General features: G+C 68.0%; 14 protein-coding genes. 5 read left to right on the top strand and 9 right to left on the bottom strand.

The genetic code is table 11. The features are described from left to right. Positions 1 to 9 precede the first annotated feature (9 nt). The gene (locus V6K52_RS14635) at positions 10 to 516 is read left to right on the top strand and encodes a GtrA family protein (RefSeq protein WP_353950850.1); all 507 of its coding nucleotides are present in this window, start codon (positions 10 to 12) and stop codon (positions 514 to 516) included. 42 nt (positions 517 to 558) lie between these two features. Here V6K52_RS14635 and V6K52_RS14630 read toward each other — a convergent pair whose 3' ends face one another. Both V6K52_RS14630 and V6K52_RS14625 read right to left on the bottom strand, forming a co-directional pair. Next, positions 559 to 1323, bottom strand: coding sequence for a glycosyltransferase family 2 protein (locus V6K52_RS14630; RefSeq protein ID WP_353950849.1), 765 nt, complete (start codon positions 1321 to 1323; stop codon positions 559 to 561). 5 nt (positions 1324 to 1328) lie between these two features. Then, positions 1329 to 2009 carry a class I SAM-dependent methyltransferase gene (locus V6K52_RS14625; protein WP_353950848.1) on the bottom strand — a complete coding sequence of 227 codons (681 nt, stop codon included), beginning with the start codon at positions 2007 to 2009 and terminating at the stop codon, positions 1329 to 1331. 115 nt (positions 2010 to 2124) lie between these two features. Here V6K52_RS14625 and V6K52_RS14620 point away from each other — a divergent pair, with 115 nt between their 5' ends. Further along, a complete protein-coding gene (locus V6K52_RS14620; protein WP_353950847.1) occupies positions 2125 to 4383 on the top strand; it encodes a hypothetical protein in 2259 nt (752 codons plus the stop codon). A 33-nt stretch (positions 4384 to 4416) separates the two neighbouring features. Here V6K52_RS14620 and V6K52_RS14615 read toward each other — a convergent pair whose 3' ends face one another. Next, positions 4417 to 5052, bottom strand: coding sequence for a 3-oxoacid CoA-transferase subunit B (locus V6K52_RS14615; RefSeq protein ID WP_353950846.1), 636 nt, complete (start codon positions 5050 to 5052; stop codon positions 4417 to 4419). Between the two features lie 2 nt (positions 5053 to 5054). Continuing rightward, on the bottom strand, positions 5055 to 5852 hold the full coding sequence (locus V6K52_RS14610) for a CoA transferase subunit A (RefSeq protein WP_353950845.1): 798 nt from the start codon (positions 5850 to 5852) through the stop codon (positions 5055 to 5057). Between the two features lie 295 nt (positions 5853 to 6147). Here V6K52_RS14610 and V6K52_RS14605 point away from each other — a divergent pair, with 295 nt between their 5' ends. Continuing rightward, positions 6148 to 7992 (top strand): peptidoglycan-binding protein, encoded by a 1845-nt coding sequence (locus tag V6K52_RS14605; RefSeq protein ID WP_353950844.1) that lies wholly within the window; start codon positions 6148 to 6150, stop codon positions 7990 to 7992. 12 nt (positions 7993 to 8004) lie between these two features. On the opposite strand, the gene V6K52_RS14600 is transcribed toward V6K52_RS14605, so the two are convergent. Further along, a complete protein-coding gene (locus tag V6K52_RS14600) occupies positions 8005 to 8736 on the bottom strand; it encodes a TIGR03089 family protein (protein ID WP_353950843.1) in 732 nt (243 codons plus the stop codon). A gap of 111 nt (positions 8737 to 8847) precedes the next feature. On the opposite strand from V6K52_RS14600, the gene V6K52_RS14595 reads away from it, so the two are divergent. After that, positions 8848 to 9825, top strand: a complete 978-nt coding sequence (locus V6K52_RS14595) for a pirin family protein (protein WP_353950842.1) — start codon at positions 8848 to 8850, stop codon at positions 9823 to 9825. A gap of 68 nt (positions 9826 to 9893) precedes the next feature. Beyond that, a complete protein-coding gene (locus V6K52_RS14590) occupies positions 9894 to 11984 on the top strand; it encodes a hypothetical protein (RefSeq protein ID WP_353950841.1) in 2091 nt (696 codons plus the stop codon). On the opposite strand, the gene V6K52_RS14585 is transcribed toward V6K52_RS14590, so the two are convergent. From V6K52_RS14585 to V6K52_RS14570, 4 genes are read right to left on the bottom strand one after another with little or no spacing between them, the layout of a single operon-like run. Further along, positions 11971 to 12759, bottom strand: coding sequence for an inositol monophosphatase (locus tag V6K52_RS14585; RefSeq protein WP_353950840.1), 789 nt, complete (start codon positions 12757 to 12759; stop codon positions 11971 to 11973). The two genes, V6K52_RS14590 and V6K52_RS14585, sit on opposite strands and share 14 nt — an antisense overlap. A 57-nt stretch (positions 12760 to 12816) precedes the next feature. Further along, positions 12817 to 13575, bottom strand: coding sequence for an alpha/beta hydrolase (locus V6K52_RS14580; RefSeq protein ID WP_353950839.1), 759 nt, complete (start codon positions 13573 to 13575; stop codon positions 12817 to 12819). Between the two features lies 1 nt (position 13576). Continuing rightward, positions 13577 to 14752, bottom strand: a complete 1176-nt coding sequence (locus tag V6K52_RS14575; protein ID WP_353950838.1) for a succinylglutamate desuccinylase/aspartoacylase family protein — start codon at positions 14750 to 14752, stop codon at positions 13577 to 13579. Next, positions 14752 to 15228 carry a RimK/LysX family protein gene (locus V6K52_RS14570; protein ID WP_353950837.1) on the bottom strand — a complete coding sequence of 159 codons (477 nt, stop codon included), beginning with the start codon at positions 15226 to 15228 and terminating at the stop codon, positions 14752 to 14754. The genes V6K52_RS14575 and V6K52_RS14570 overlap by 1 nt, the downstream gene beginning before the upstream one ends. Positions 15229 to 15239 lie beyond the last annotated feature (11 nt).

Raw genomic sequence — 15239 nt, 5'->3', positions numbered from 1 at the left:
AGGGTGCAGGTGGCACCTCGCTTCCTCTCGTCCTCCATGTTCGGTCAGCTCGGGCGGTTCGGCGTGGTCGGCGCGCTGGGGTTCGTCACCGACGTCGGGGGTTTCAACCTCCTCCGCTTCGCCGGCGGCGAGGGCCCGCTCCACGACTATCCGCTGACCGCCAAGGTCGTCTCGGGCACCCTCGCGACGATCGTGGCCTGGCTGGGCAACAGGTTCTGGACCTTCAGGAACACCCGGCGCGACAAGGCACACCACGAGTTCCTGCTCTTCGCCGCCGTCGCGACCCTTGGCACCCTGATCTCCATGGCGTGCCTGTGGGTCTCGCACTACGGGCTCGGGTTCCAGTCAGCCCTGGCCGACAACGTCTCGGCCAACGGTGTCGGACTGGTGCTAGGGACGACGTTCCGCTTCTGGGCCTACCGTCGACACGTTTTCAGCCAGCACGGCGACCACAGTGGGTTGAGCGAGATCGCCGAGGGGCACCTGTCCGACGAGACGGCTAGGCCGCGCGCCTGAGGCCTACACCGAAACCGCAGCCCCAAAGGCTGCGGCCCGAGGTCAGGAGGCGCGAACCTGACGGTGCGGGCCTCGCGGGGTCCGCAGGCCACGGCGGATCGACCGCGCGCGCAATCGCATCTTGAAGGTCAGGGCGATCATCTCGGAACCGAGCGCGATGGTCTTGCCGAGCTCCCCGGTCACCGACGAGACGCCCACCCGAGGGTGGTAGTTGACCGGGATCTGTACCATGCGGGCCTTGGTGATGACCGAGATGAGCAACATCTCCAAGCCGTAAGCCGAACCGTCGAGCCTTGAGCGTTCGAGGATGATCTCTGCGTGCTCCTTGGTCATCACCCGGAACGTGCAACCGACATCGCTGAGATAGGTCGTGTTGTAGAGGACCTCGAGGAGTTTGGCCACCGCCCAGTTGCCCCACTGGAGGAACCAGCCCATGTTGGCACCGTCCCAGATAAAATTCGAGACCGTGCGGGATCCGATGACGACATCGCACTCTGACGCGAACGCGAGGAGCTTGGTGATGTCCTCTGGAGCAAAGGTGCCGTCCGGCTCGCAGATGGCGACGAGGTCGGTCTGAGCTTCGCGCAGCCCTCGCTTGATGGCCGCCCCATACCCCTGCGTGGTCTCGATGAATTCCGTCGCCCCTGTGGTCGCGACCTCTTCGGAGGTGCCCTCAGCAGCGTTGTTGTTGACGACGATGATCTGGTCGATCTCAGGCAGCGCCTCGAAGCGACGGATGCACTCCGCGATGCTGTCCTTCTCGTTGTAGGTCGGTAGAACGACCGCGAGCGTCTTTCCCTGCCACATGATTGTCAGGCCCTTTCCGGGTTGGCGACGACAAGCATCTGTCCTGCGAGCGGCTTGATCGGAGAGCGGAGGTACCACGGCACGACAAACGTGAGCTTGGAACCTTTGGACTTCAACGTCAGGGGCATGAAACGGGGCATCGACTTCTCGATCGACCAGCCCTGTGAGACCAAGTAGTCGCACAGCGATTGGTCGGTGAAGATCGCCACGTGGGTGTAGTCGTCGAAGTAGCGGCCGGGATTGAGGCGGAAGTTCGGCTGCATGAGGATGAGCCGTCCGCCCGGCCGCAGGACGCGCTGGGCATGCGCGACCAAGGCGTCGGACTGCGGGCGCTGTAGGTGCTCGAGGAGGTTGCTCGCAAATACGACGTCGAAGCTGTTGTCGTCGAACCGAGACAGGTCAGAACAGTCACCGACGACGGCTTCGACGTGGTCCGCAGCGGCGGCGACAACAGTGGCGTCGAGGTCCATGGCGACCACTCGACGGGCCTTCACGTGATTTGCGAAGTCGCACCAGCCGGCGCCGAGTTCGAGCACATCGGCATCTGCCGGGACGAACTCGCGGAAGTACTCACAGAGGTGCTCCCACACCTTCGCGCGGCTCGCATCCGGCTTGAGCCGGGTCTCGAAATAGCCCTGGGTGTAGACGCCGGGTGAGTTCTCAGGCGTTCCGGACTCCGTCGACATGGGTGGTTCGAACTCCTGAGACCTTGATGTAAAGATGACTCACGGACTCTAACAGTCGCTTCGAATGACGCGGAGTACGAGTACCGGCCGCTGACGACCCGCTTGTAGGAGCCACGTGAACACGAACTCAGATCCTCTCGGCCGCGCCCAACGCCTCAAGAGGAGTCTCAGTCCGGCGACGTGGGACAACCTGATGTCGGTTGTGGTTGTGGCTGCGGCGGCCGGGATCTATGTCGTGTATGCCGTGCGCACCGGCCTCCCTTCCGACGCGGCTTTGCGTGCGCTCCTCGGTGTCGGCTTGATGCAGGTCCTCCCGGGTGCCCTGCTGTGGCGGGCCGTGCGCCCGCGGAACGGCTGGCTTCTCGAGGACCTGGCCATGGGCTTCGCAATAGGGATCGCGATTTCCGTGCCGACTCAGGTGCTCGCCGGGCTGACGGGCCAGCGTTGGGTCAGTTTCGTTCTGCCGATCGTCGTGGCGGCCGCCCTCCTCGTCATCGCGCCAACCCGGCGGCGAATCCTGTCCGCGCAGTTGTCCACGATGCCATGGTGGCTTCCCCTACTCACCGCGCTCAGCTCCTTCTGGGCGTTGCGGCAACTCGTCGCCTACTTCCGCACCAACCAAGTCACTTGGGAAGGTCTCGGCCGGCCGCACATCGATGCGTACCTGCACCAGGCCCTGGCAACGCAGTTGTTGCACCGTGGACCCACCAGTTGGCCCACCGTATTGGGCGAGGACCTCGGCTACCACTGGTTCACCCACGCGTGGCTCGCCCATGTCACGGCTACTTCCGGGGCCGACCTCGACTTGGTCCTGCTCAGGTTCATGCCCGCCCTCATGCCCATCACCGTGACTGTCTGCGTGATGGTTGCCGCTCTGCGGTTGTCCGGGAGCTCCAAGGTGGCGCTGCTGGCGACAGTGCTCGCGATGTTCGCCTCGCGGGGCAATCCGTTCGCCATACCCTCGCTGAGCCTCCCGCTCACGCCTGACTCACCGACCCTTGCCCTGGGCGTGCCGACGCTCCTGGCGCTGGTCGTGCTCCTGAACCAGCGGTGGCGCGGAGAACTGCCGCGCGCCGCCTACCTGCTGGTGCCGTTGCTGTCGATCATCGCGGCCGGCACCAAAGGTGCGACTTCACCACTCGTGGTCGCCGGGCTCGCCCTCGCTGCCGTTGCGATGTTCTTATGGAACCGCCCCCTCTGCTTGCGGGTCGTCGTGGATCTGGTGGTCGTCGCCTCCGGTCTTGTCTTCGCCATGATTGTCGTCTTCCACGGGTCCAGCGCCGGACTCGCTCTGGGAGTGAAGGGTGCCGCGGAGCAGAGCTACGTCTTCTCGATGCTCGGCTCACTGCCGGGCCCCTGGTTCGTGCGAGCCTCTGCGGGTCTGGCCTTGTTGGGAGGACTGACTGGGGCAGCGCTCTCGTTCGCCCCCCTGTTCGGCCGCCGGACCCGTCGCGATCCGTTGCCGTGGCTCCTCGCCGGTGGGGCGTTCGCGGGGGCCGCGGCGGTCGGGCTCTTCGAACATCCCGGTCGCAGTCAGTACTACTTCCTGCTGACGGCAATGCCGTTGGCGGCCATCGCCTCCGCAATGGGTGCTCGCGCTCTGACCCATGCCCTCGGGCGCAACATCGTCGGCCCGCTCCTGGCTCTGGGTGTGACAGCGGGGGCCTTGGTCTACCTCGCCCCCACACGACTGATCGGAAAGCTGGGTGACGGGAACGTCGCCATGCTCTGGCGAGTCCTGGCTGTGGCCGCCGTCGTCATTGTCCTGACCGCGGGCGTAGCCTGGCTGCTAGGCAGGCCCGGTGCTCGCGTGCGTGCCAGCCTCGCGACCGTGGGGGTTGCCACCGTGACCACCGGGGTCATCGCGGGGCTCGACACGGTCAAAGCGCCGCTCTTCCGCTCGGTTCCCAAGCCGGCCTCCCTCATGGTGCCCCTCGCCGTGTCTCAGGACCAGATCGATACCGCTCGGTACATTCGGGACAACTCGCAACCTCGGGATGTCGTCATGACGAACCGCCACTGCACCGCGATCCGATCACCTTTTGGTGGCTGCGACAGCAGGCGCTGGCTGGTCACGGCGTTCAGTGAGCGGCAGTCGCTCGTGGAGGGGTGGACCGCCACGCCGCGGGCGACGAGAGAGGCACCCAATGGTCGCGACTCGCTCACCGTCGACTACTGGAAGCCCGAGATCTTGCGGCTCAATGACGGGTTCATCGCGGCACCGACCGAGGACGCCCGACAGCAGCTCTGGGACCTCGGAGTCCGGTGGGTCTATGTCGACAAGCTGTTGCCCCACGCCGATGACCTGGCGCCGTTTGCCCGGCTCGGAGTCGACACCCCGGACGCGGCGGCATGGGAGCTCACAGGACCCTGACGTGTCTGCGCATCGGCGCGCCATCAGCTCGCCCTAGAGGTCGAACGTCAGGTTGGGCCCTGTCTTGTCGCGCAGCTCGTCCTCGGTGACTCCGGGGGCGAGCTCGCGCACGACGAGCCCTTCCTCAGTGATGTCGATGACGGCGAGGTCGGTGATGATGCGCTGCACGACGGCCAGGCCCGTGATCGGCAGGTCGCACTCGTCGACGATCTTGTGGGTGCCGTCCTTGGCGACGTGCTCCATGAGGACGATGACCTTCTTGGCGCCGTGGACGAGGTCCATCGCTCCGCCCATGCCCTTGACCATCTTGCCGGGGATCATCCAGTTGGCGATGTCGCCGCCGCGGGAGACCTGCATGGCCCCGAGGATCGCCGCGTCGACCTTGCCGCCGCGGATCATCCCGAAGCTCGTCGCGCTGTCGAAGTAGCTCGCGCCACGACGCGTCGTGACGGTCTCCTTGCCCGCGTTGATGAGGTCGGGATCGACCACATCCTCGCTGGGATAGGCGCCCACGCCGAGGATGCCGTTCTCGGACTGGAGGACGAGCTCGACGTCGTCCGGGACGAAGTTCGGGACGAGTGTCGGCAGTCCGATGCCGAGGTTGACGTAGGAACCGTCGGTGAGTTCACTGGCCGCGCGGGCAGCCATCTCGTCACGAGTCAGAGCCATCGTCAGGCCTCCTTGCTGTCAGTCGTCGGCGCGGCCGCGGTGACGGTGCGCTTCTCAATTCGCTTGTCCTGAGCCTGTTCTGGCGTCAGCTGCACGACTCGCTGGACATAGATCCCGGGCAGGTGGACCTCATCCGGGTCAAGCTCACCCGGCTCAACGAGTTCCTCGACCTCGGCGATCGTGATGCGACCGGACATCGCGCAGAGCGGGTTGAAGTTGCGGGAGGACTTGTTGAAGACGAGGTTGCCGTGACGGTCGCCCTTCCAGGCGCGCACGAGCCCGAAGTCTGCAGCGATGCCCTCCTCGAGGACGAAGGTCCGTTCCTCGCCACCGAGCCTGAACGTCCTGGTCTCCTTGGGAGGTGAGGCGAGAGCGACACTGCCGTCCGCGGCATACCTCCACGGCAGTCCGCCATCGGCGACCTGGCTCCCGACACCGGTCGGCGTGAAGAAGGCCGCTATGCCGGCTCCGCCGGCGCGGAGGCGTTCGGCCAGAGTCCCTTGCGGGGTGAGCTCGACCTCGAGTTCGCCCTCGAGGTACTGGCGGGCGAATTCCTTGTTCTCGCCGACGTAGGACGAGACCATCCGCCGGATCTGCTTGGCACCCAAGAGGATGCCGAGCCCCCAGTCGTCCACACCGCAGTTGTTGGAGAAGACCTCGAGATCCCGCACCCCCTTGGCGTGCAGTTCGGCGATCAGGATGCTGGGTATGCCGCAGAGCCCGAACCCGCCGACGGCCAGGCTGGCACCGTCGCGGACGTCCTCGAGGGCTGCGGTTGCAGAGGAGACGACCTTGTCCATGGCGGTGACTCTAGTCACCGTGAGGGAGGGCGCCGATGTGGTGGGGGTCCAGGGCTGCCGCGTCATCATGGGCCGGCGACACGTCCAGAAGATCCTCCCGACTTTCACGCCTTCTTCGAGAGATTCTTCTGTACAAGCCGGGGTATTACGAAGTACATCAATGTAATTCCCCCTGATCACTTGCGTTACCCCTGTGACAGGTGGGACAAATGGCGAGCCAACGTGTCTCATGTGACGTCTGTGACGGATCCCGAGCACGAAGTCTCCACCCCTGTCGCCCCCTGAGGAGCTTTCGTTGACGCGCGTCACTTCGCCTGCAACGTCGACCCGAGGACCGGTTCGTGCCCTCGGGGCCGTCTCCGTCTCTCTCCTGTCGATCCCGCTCGGCCTCTCGTTCGCGGGTGGGAGCGCGTCTGCCGCCCTCGCGACGAGCGTCCCGCCGCCCCCGACGAAGTCGCTGCCCAGCGCGCTCGACATCGCCCCGAAGTACCAGGAGGGCTACCGCTGCCTCAGTGGTGACCTGCCGGGCCCGACGGCGTTTGCGCAGCTCCTCAACAGCCACTACGGCAGGCATGTCTACGGGATCAACCGCACGTGTGCCGCCGAGCACGGTGAAGGCCGTGCCCTCGACTGGATGGTCAACGCCTACAGCGGCGATGGGCTCGCTCTGGGCAACGCGATCACGCGTTGGCTCTCGGCACCCGACTCGCAGGGTCGCCCCGGGGCAATGGCCCGCCGGTTCGGCATCAACTACATCATCTGGAACCGCCAGATGTGGCGTGCCTACGACCCGGCCCGCGGCTGGGCGCCGTACTCCGGCTCCTCCCCGCACACCGACCACATCCACATCTCGTTCACGTGGGACGGCGCCTACAAGCGCACGTCGTGGTGGACCGGGCAGGCCCTCACGTCCGTCCAGCTCACCGGCCCCACCACCGCACCGACCTCACCCGTCGTCCCGACCCCGCCTGCCACGTCCAGTGGCTATCCCCTCCTCAAGCGCGGTGACACGCACAAGGACCTGCTGATCGCCCAAGCAGCACTCAAGCTCGCCCAGGATGGCCGGTTCGGGCCGGCCACCGAGGCGGCCGTCGCGTCCTTCCAGTCGCGCAACGGCGTCGCCGTCACCAAGCAGCTCGACAACGCCACCTGGACCAAGCTCGTCCAGTTGAGGCTCGTCCCCTCCCGGACCGGCGGGGGCACGACGACTCCCAGTCCGCTTGCGGCATACGTCAACACGGTCATCCAGCGCGGCTCCAGGGGTGCGGCAGTCGTCGCACTGCAGAAGGCGCTCGGGCTCACTGCCGACGGCTCCTTCGGCCCGGCTACGGAGACCAAGGTCAAGGCCTACCAGACGTCCAAGCGGATCTCACCGACCGGTGTCGTCGCGAAGCTGACCTGGAACGCGCTCATGGGCGTTTCCACCCCGCCCGTCACGACGCCGCCCGTGGCGTCGCCGCTCGCTCCCTACGCCAAGCTCATCCTCAGGCGCGGCTCGACCGGCCCGGCCGTCGTCGCGCTGCAGAAGGCGCTTGCCATCGGCGCCGACGGCAGATTCGGCCCGGCCACCGAGGCCAAGGTCAAGGCCTATCAGACCTCCAAGCGGATCTCGCCGACCGGTGTCGTGGCCGCGCAGACGTGGGCCGCCCTCATGGGGCAGTCCGCGCCCGTGACGCCGCCACCGACCACCCCGCCGCCGAGCACGTCGACGTCGACGCAGTTCACGGCATACAAGGCCACGACGCTCCGGACGGGCTCCAGGGGCACCGCGGTCAAGGTGCTCCAGGCCGGCATCGGTGGTGTCGCGGTCGATGGTTCCTTCGGCCCGGCCACCGCCGCGCGCGTTGTCGCGTTCCAGCGGTCAGTGAGTCTCAATGCCACTGGTGTCGTCGATGCTGCGACCTGGAGCAAGGTCGAGGCAAAGGTGCACCCGCTCCTGCCCTACTGGAACACCGTCGCGAAGCGTGGCTCGAGGGGCGCGAACGTCGTGGCGCTCCAGAAGGCTCTGCGGATCGGAGCCGACGGGTCCTTCGGCCCGGCCACCGAGGCTGCGGTTAAGGCAGCACAGGGGCGGGCCAGGCTCGCCTCGACCGGTGTCGTCGCCACGTTGACGTGGAAGGCCATCGAGAAGCAGATGTGACCCGGTCCGGGGTCAGGCGCTGGTAGCACCTTCGACCCGGGATCGCTCCGTCAAGACGTCCGCCGGCGCCTCGCCGCGACTGAGCACGACCGAGCCGTCTGCCGCCCACAGGGCAAGGCAGGCGCGGAGGAAGTCGGCCGTGTCAGTCATCGTGAGGTGCCGGCGTTCTGTTGAATCCACCTGCGGCGCAGCTGAATCCATCACATCGGCGTATGCCGTCCGCTCGCCTCCGGCGATCAGTGCGGTGTCGCTGTCTGCTGGCTCTTCCCACGCGGCGAACTGGTCGCCGTGGGTGCTGAGTTCCTTGGCCTCGTCCATGACGCCCTGCGCAACGGGGACGCTGGCGGAGCGGGCGAGGCCGGCGAGGGTGACGAGGACCGCGGGGGAGTCGCTGGCAGCGGCCGCCTCGGGGTCGGTCGTGACGAGCAGGTCTGGTGGTGTGCCGCCTTCGTCTGCGTCACTCTCATCGAGGCTGACGGTGCCGCCCACGGACCATGTGGCGAGGGCCCAGTAGGCGGTGCGCCAGTGCGGCGGCAGGTCGAGGCGGACGACTGAGCCGGGGGCGATGTCGAACTCGTCCTGCAGAGCGTTGGCCGCCTTGTTCACCCAGTTGCCGAAGACGCGGGCGGAGAGCTCGATGCGTTCACCGCGCGTCGGGTCGTCGGTGTCGTCGTAGGTCGTGATCCGCGGCTTCGCGGAGTCGGAGCGGAGCATCTGCTGCAGGACATCGGCGGGTCGGGTCACATCGGTCACCCTACGGAAAGAGGGAAGGGTGGCACCCAGGTGTGGAATAGACCGGACACGGACCACGCTACACACACTGGTTGAAGCTTCAATCTCTCAACGGAGGTAGACATGCCTGCAGTGACGGTTGACAACGTGCTCGCCCTGCCGAGGCTCGCCGCGCCCGACCTGGCCACCCACGGGCGGCCCGTCCGGAGCATCACCACGGCGCCGAGTGGCTTCGAGGGTGAGGGGTTCCCGGTGCGTCGCGCCTTCGCCGGTGTCGATCTGGCCGAGCTCGATCCCTTCATCCACATGGACCAGATGGGCGAGGTTGAGTACGCGCCGGGTGAGCCGAAGGGCACGCCGTGGCACCCGCACCGTGGGTTCGAGACGGTGACCTACATGCTCGACGGGACCTTCGAACACAAGGACTCCCACGGTGGTGGTGGCGTGATCTCCGACGGGGACACCCAGTGGATGACCGCCGGTTCCGGTTTGCTGCACATCGAGGCGCCGCCCGAGGAGGTCGTCGTCAATGGTGGGTTGTTCCACGGGACTCAGCTGTGGGTCAACCTGCCGAGTCGGCAGAAGATGTCCGACCCGAGGTACCAGGACATCCGCGGCGGGGAGGTTCGCCTGCTCAGCTCACCGGACGGCGGCGCGCTGCTGCGCGTCATCGCCGGTGAGGTCGGCGGGCACGCCGGGCCCGGGATCACGCATACCCCGATCGCGCTCGTCCACGCCACCATCGAGCCTGATGCCGAGGTGGACGTCCCGTGGCGCCCGGACTTCAACGCGCTCGTCTACGTGCTGGCGGGAAACGGTCAGGTCGGCGCTGAGCGGCAACCCATCCGGAAGGGGCAGCTCGCGGTGCTGGGCGCGGGCGACTCGATCAGGGTCAGCGCCAGCCAGCGCCAGGAGGCGCGCAGCCCTCAGCTCGAGGTCATGATCCTGGGCGGGCTGCCGATTCGTGAACCTGTGGCCGCCTACGGGCCGTTCGTGATGAACACGCGCGCCGAGCTGATCCAGGCCTTCGAGGACTTCCAGGCCGGACGCCTCGGGGTCATCCCGTCCGAGCCGCACCCGGGCCACGTGGGGCTCGAATAGCCGAGCCACGCCAACTGTCGGGCCCGGCTCGCGAAGGGGGCCAACGGCAGCGGATAGCGTGGGCGCCCATGAGCCGCTCGCTGCCGACCGCTGACGAGGACCTGCCTTCCTCACCGCTCGAGCTGGCTGGAGGTCGGTGGCTCCAGACGATAGTCCTCGGGGCCGCGACGTGGGTCGTGGTCATGTCCTTGCTCGCCGTGGTCCTCGCCGGGCTCGGCGTCTGGTTCCCCTGGCTCGTCCTGCCCTTGGCTCTTGGGGCCGCGGTGGCGTGCGGGTGGTGGGCACACGGCATACCCGCTCGGTCGTTGCCTGTCTGGACCGCAACGCTCCTGGTCGTCGTCAGCGTCGGTGCCGGAATCTGGACTGCCACAACGCGTTCCGAGCAGGTGCTGCCGCGGCGCGACTCCGGGAGCTACTTTCAGGCGGCGATGTCCATGGCCGAGACGAACCGCCGGGTGGTGCCCGTGGATGTGGCATCGGTCGGTGGTCCGGAGGTCCTTGCCCTCGACGGCATCACGCTGTCGAGCCCCGCCTTCTATGAGGTCGGCAGCAACGCGGACCCGGAGATCCAGCCGCAGTTCGTCATCGGGCCGGGCGCGATCTGGTCGATGGGAGTGTGGCTCGGCGGCCCGATCGGGGCGCTGCTCCTCCCGGCGCTCATGTCCGCGCTGGGCATCCTCGGTCTCGGCCTGCTGACGGCCCGTATCGGTGCACCGCGATGGTCACCCCTGGCCGCGGCCGGTGTGGCTCTGCTCTTCCCGGTGCTGCACACGGCCCGCGCGACCTATTCCGAACCACTGGCCATGGTGACCCTCGGCGGCGGTCTACTCGCTCTCGTCATCGCCGCACGGGAGGGGGTCAAGGGTGAGATCGGTCGAGCTGCACTGCTCGCTGGCGTGCTCATCGGGGGGACGGCATTCGTCCGCATCGACGGACTGCGCGAGACGATCCTCCTCATCCCGGTGGCCGCACTCGCCCTCGCGCAGGGGCAGCGGTGGCCGCGGATCACCTTGCTCGGGGCCGGGGTCTCGACGCTGCTCGCCGGCCTCGCAGCTCTGTGGCTGTCGAACCAGTATCTCGGCACGATCGCCGCCAGCCTCGTCCCGCTCGTCGCCCTGGGTGTCCTCATGGGGCTGGTGACTGCCGGGATGCTGTGGTGGCAGCGACGTGGAGGTGGTGTGCCACAGGCGGTTTCGCACCTGCTGCCCACTGGCCTGGGTGTGGCTGTCGTCGTCCTTGGCCTCTTCCTTGCGAGCCGGCCGTTGTGGCAGACCGTGCGCCAGTCGCCAGACGATTCGGGGTCGCGCGTCGTCGCCGGGCTCCAGTTGCGTCAAGGGCTGACCGTCGACGGTGGCCGCACCTATGCCGAACAGAGCGTGGCGTGGCTGTCGTGGTGGGTCGGCATCCCCGCACTCGTCATCGCGCTCGCCACCCTCGCCTGGTCCCTGCGCGTGGTCGCCAACCGCTGGACTGCCGGGGAGTCGCTGCCGGCGTGGACCGGACCGTTGCTCGTCGGCGCCGGGTCCACCGTCCTGACCCTCTGGCGCCCGGGCATCACTCCCGACCATCCGTGGGCCGAACGGCGGCTCGTCATCGTCCTGCCGTTCGTCATGGTGCTCTGCGTCGCTGCCGCGGCGTATGCCGTCCGCCACCTCTCGCGCCGTGCTCCTGTGGCCGTTGCGGTCGCCGTGGGCGTGGCCGTCGTCGCTGCGACGATCATCCCGACTGTGTTCGCGACATGGCCCCACCGTTCCGAGCGGGTCGAGTTGGGGGAGCTGGCAGCCGTGGAGGGTGTGTGCGCCACGCTCGCGCAGGGTGACGTCGTCCTCGCGGTGGACTCGCGCGCCGCGAACGAGTGGCCGCAGGTCGTGCGCGGCCAGTGCGGCCATCCGGCCCTGTCGACCACGCAGACCCTGCGCCAGGACACCTCGCGTCTCGCCTCGACCATCGCGACGATCGACGAGGCCGTCACGGCGAAGGGTGGACGCCTCGTGCTGCTGGCCGCTGACGGGACCAAGGAGCTGGATGCGCTGGGCGCCAGCGACATTCGTCAGGTCAGTGAGGCGTTCGTGGCCGAGGACGACCGGCTCCTGGAGCAGCGCCCGGACGGGCTCGTGCCGCTGTCGCTCGAGGTGTGGACCGGAGTCAGCGGGGGGTGAGGTCGGCCGGCATACGGCGGGCGACGGCGGTATACGTCGTCCTGTCCGACGCGACAATGAGACCCGGCAGGGTCGAGCGCGGGCCGTATTCGACACCGTCGAGGTGCCCGACGTGGCCACCGGCCTCGGTGACCATGAGCGAACCCGGCGCGTGGTCCCAGGCGTTGGAGCGGCTGTAGAGGATGTAGTCGACCTTGCCCTCGATGAGGTTGGGGTAGTCGACACCGCAGCAGACCCACGAGGGCTGCAGCGCAGGCAGATCGGCGAGTTCATGACCGCGCAGCGACCAAATCGAAGTGGCGCCCCGGGGGGCATCGTCGGGTCCCACGGGCGGGCGGGCGATGCGCTCGCCGTTGCGCTCGACACCGGCGCCACGCTCGGCGACCCAGGCCATCTGGTGCTCGGGCTGCCAGATCCAGCCGCGCACGGTCTGGCCCGCAACGGTCTCGGCGATCATCACGGCGTGGTCGGGGTTGCCGTGGACGAAGTTCTTGGTGCCATCGACCGGGTCGACGGTGAAGGCGTGCTCGGCCGCGGTGTAGCGCTCGAGGATGCTCCCGTCGGCGGCGTGCGCCTCCTCGCCCAGGACAACAGCATTGGGGTATGCCGCGTTGAGTGCCTGGGTGATGAGCACCTCGGCTTCGCGGTCGGCGATGGTGACGAGGTCACCGGGGTTCTTCTCGATCACCTCACCGTCGGCGAGCGATCGGAATCGAGGGGTGATGACCTCGGCGGCCACCTGCTTCATGAGGTCAAGTACTGCTCCAGTGTCCACGGGCTCCACGCTTCCACAGCCACGTGACGCCGGACACAGCGGGTCAGTCGGTGCCGCTCAGTTCACGAGGTACTGGTCGGCCCAGGCGCTGATGATGCGGGCGGCGCGCTTGGCCTGGCCGGGGGCGGTGAGCAGGTGGTCCGAACCCTCGAGCGAGATGAAGTTGCGAGGGTGGCGGGCGGTCTTGAAGATGTCGCTCGCGTTGGCGATCCCGACGGTGTTGTCGGTTGGTGAGTGCAGGACGAGCAGTGGTCGCTTCAAGGTGGTGATGCACGCGCGTAGATCGGCACGTCGCACGTCCTCGACGAACTCACGGCGCAGGATGAGCGCCTTGTTGCCGAACGTCGCCACGGCCTCACCCTCGGCGATGACCCGCTCGACGACCGCGTCGTACTGATGCTCGACATGCGAGGGGTCGAAGGGTGCGCCCACAGTCGCGACCGCACGCGCCTCCGGGATGTCGGCCGCGGCGGCAAGCACGGCAGCGCCGCCGAACGAGTGTCCGACGAGCAGCTCGATCTGACGTCCGTGTGCGGCCATGAATCGCGCTGCCTCCACCGTGTCGGCCACCTTGTGAGAGAAGGACCCGTTGCCCCACTCGCCCTCGGAGTCGCCGAGCCCGAGGTTGTCGAACCGGAGCATGCCGATGCCCTCGGCGGCGAGCTGCTTGCAGATCCGAGCGGCTGCCGGGCAGTCCTTGCCTAGGGTGAATCCGTGGGAGAACACGCCCCACCCGCGCAGCTTTCCTTCCGGCAGGTCGATGAGCCCGGCGAGGAGCTCACCGGAGGAGCTGGGGAAGCGAACCTTCTGCGCCATGTCAGAGCACCTGGATCTCGTCGAGTGCGTCGAAGCCATCGGTGGCGGCCTGGCTGTCGGGCGTGCCCGGGGGCTCTGCACCCTCGATCTCGGCGATGTGGACCAGCGCATCACCGCGATTGACCAGGGGCGCTGTCGTGCGTCCGATGATGACGCCGGCCCGGTCGGCCTTCACGAGCCGCAGGGTCCTGCCGAAGGAGTTGCTCAGGCCGCCGAGCCGGTCGCCGACCTCGACCCGCTGACCGAGTGTCGCGTCGAGGTGGACGATTCCGGTGCGCCGAGCACGCAGCCAGCCGCTGCGGCGACTGACGAGACCGGGCGGTGGAGCGGGGAGAGCGAGGGCGCCAGCACCGCTGCCTGCCGCGGCGGTGGCGGTGGCGGTGGCGGTGGCCGCAGCGCTCGTGGTGACGGTGGCGTCGATCATGTCGAGTGCGGCGAGGACACGGAGGACACCGGCGACGCCGGCCTCGATCGCCCACTGGTCGAAGCGCATCGCCTCGCCCCCCTCGAAGAGGAGCACCGTGGCGCCGGACTCGCGGGCTGCGGCACGCAGCGAGCCGTCACGCAGCTTGGCATGCAGCATGACCGGTGCGCCGAAGGCCTCGGCGAGCGCGCGGGTGCGCGGGTGCTCGAGGTCGGCGCGAATCTGGGGGAGGTTGGTGCGCCGGTCCGAGCCGGTGTGGAGGTCGATGCCGACCTCGCACTTGTCGACGACTTCGCGCATCATCAGGTGCGCGATGCGGCCGGCGAGGGAGCCGCGCGGTGACCCCGGGAACGAGCGGTTGAGGTCGCGCCGGTCCGGCAGATAGCGGTCGCCCGCCATGAACCCGTGGACGTTGACGATCGGGACGGCGAGGAGCGTGCCGCGAAAAGTCCTGGGGGACAGGGTCTCCAGCACGCGACGGATGACCTCGACCCCGACCACCTCGTCACCGTGGATCGCGGCGTTGATCCACACCACCGGGCCGTCGTGGCGGCCGTGGACGACCCGCACCGGGAGGCTGACCTCGGAGCCGGTGACGAGCTTGGTGATGGGCAGCCCGATCTCGCGAGTGTGGCCCGGGCGCACCTTGACGGCGCCGATGGCGAACGACGAGCGAGTGGGTTTGGTCTTGCGAGCCGGCGCAGCGGTGCGAATCCGCTTGGGGGCCGGTGCGTCCTGGGCCTCGGAGCTCATCAGCGCCCCCGGTTGCGGCGTCGCAGGTGCAGCTTGGGGCGCGGGCCGAGATAGGAGACAGCGGGGTCGACGACGTAGCCGTGGAGCAGGGTCTCTCGACCAATGAGCATCCGAAAACCCATCTCGTCGCGATTGCTCAACGTCACCTCGGTGATCCGGCGGCGCCGGGCGAGAACGATCTCGAGCTCGACGACGAGGCGCTCCTCGGAATGGCCCGACGACGAGCGCACGACCCGCTCGTCGACGACGGGTCGTTCGAGGGTGACCGCGTCCTCGTTGCTGCCCTGCCAGGGGTGGATCGAGAAGCGCACCCACGGCTCGCCCTCGCGTTCGAAGCGCTCGAGGTCGAAGGCGTGGACTGCCGAGGACCGTGCCCCCGTGTCGATCTTGGCCTTGATCCACGCAAGGTCGGCGGACGGCATACGCACCCATTCACGCCAACCGACACGGATGGTTGGATGGGGTGCGCCGGACATCCGACCATCTT

Source organism: Knoellia sp. S7-12, assembly GCF_040518285.1.
Classification (GTDB): domain Bacteria; phylum Actinomycetota; class Actinomycetes; order Actinomycetales; family Dermatophilaceae; genus Knoellia.
Note: the sequence above shows the minus strand (reverse complement) of the source record. Positions and strands in the feature narration are given on the sequence as shown.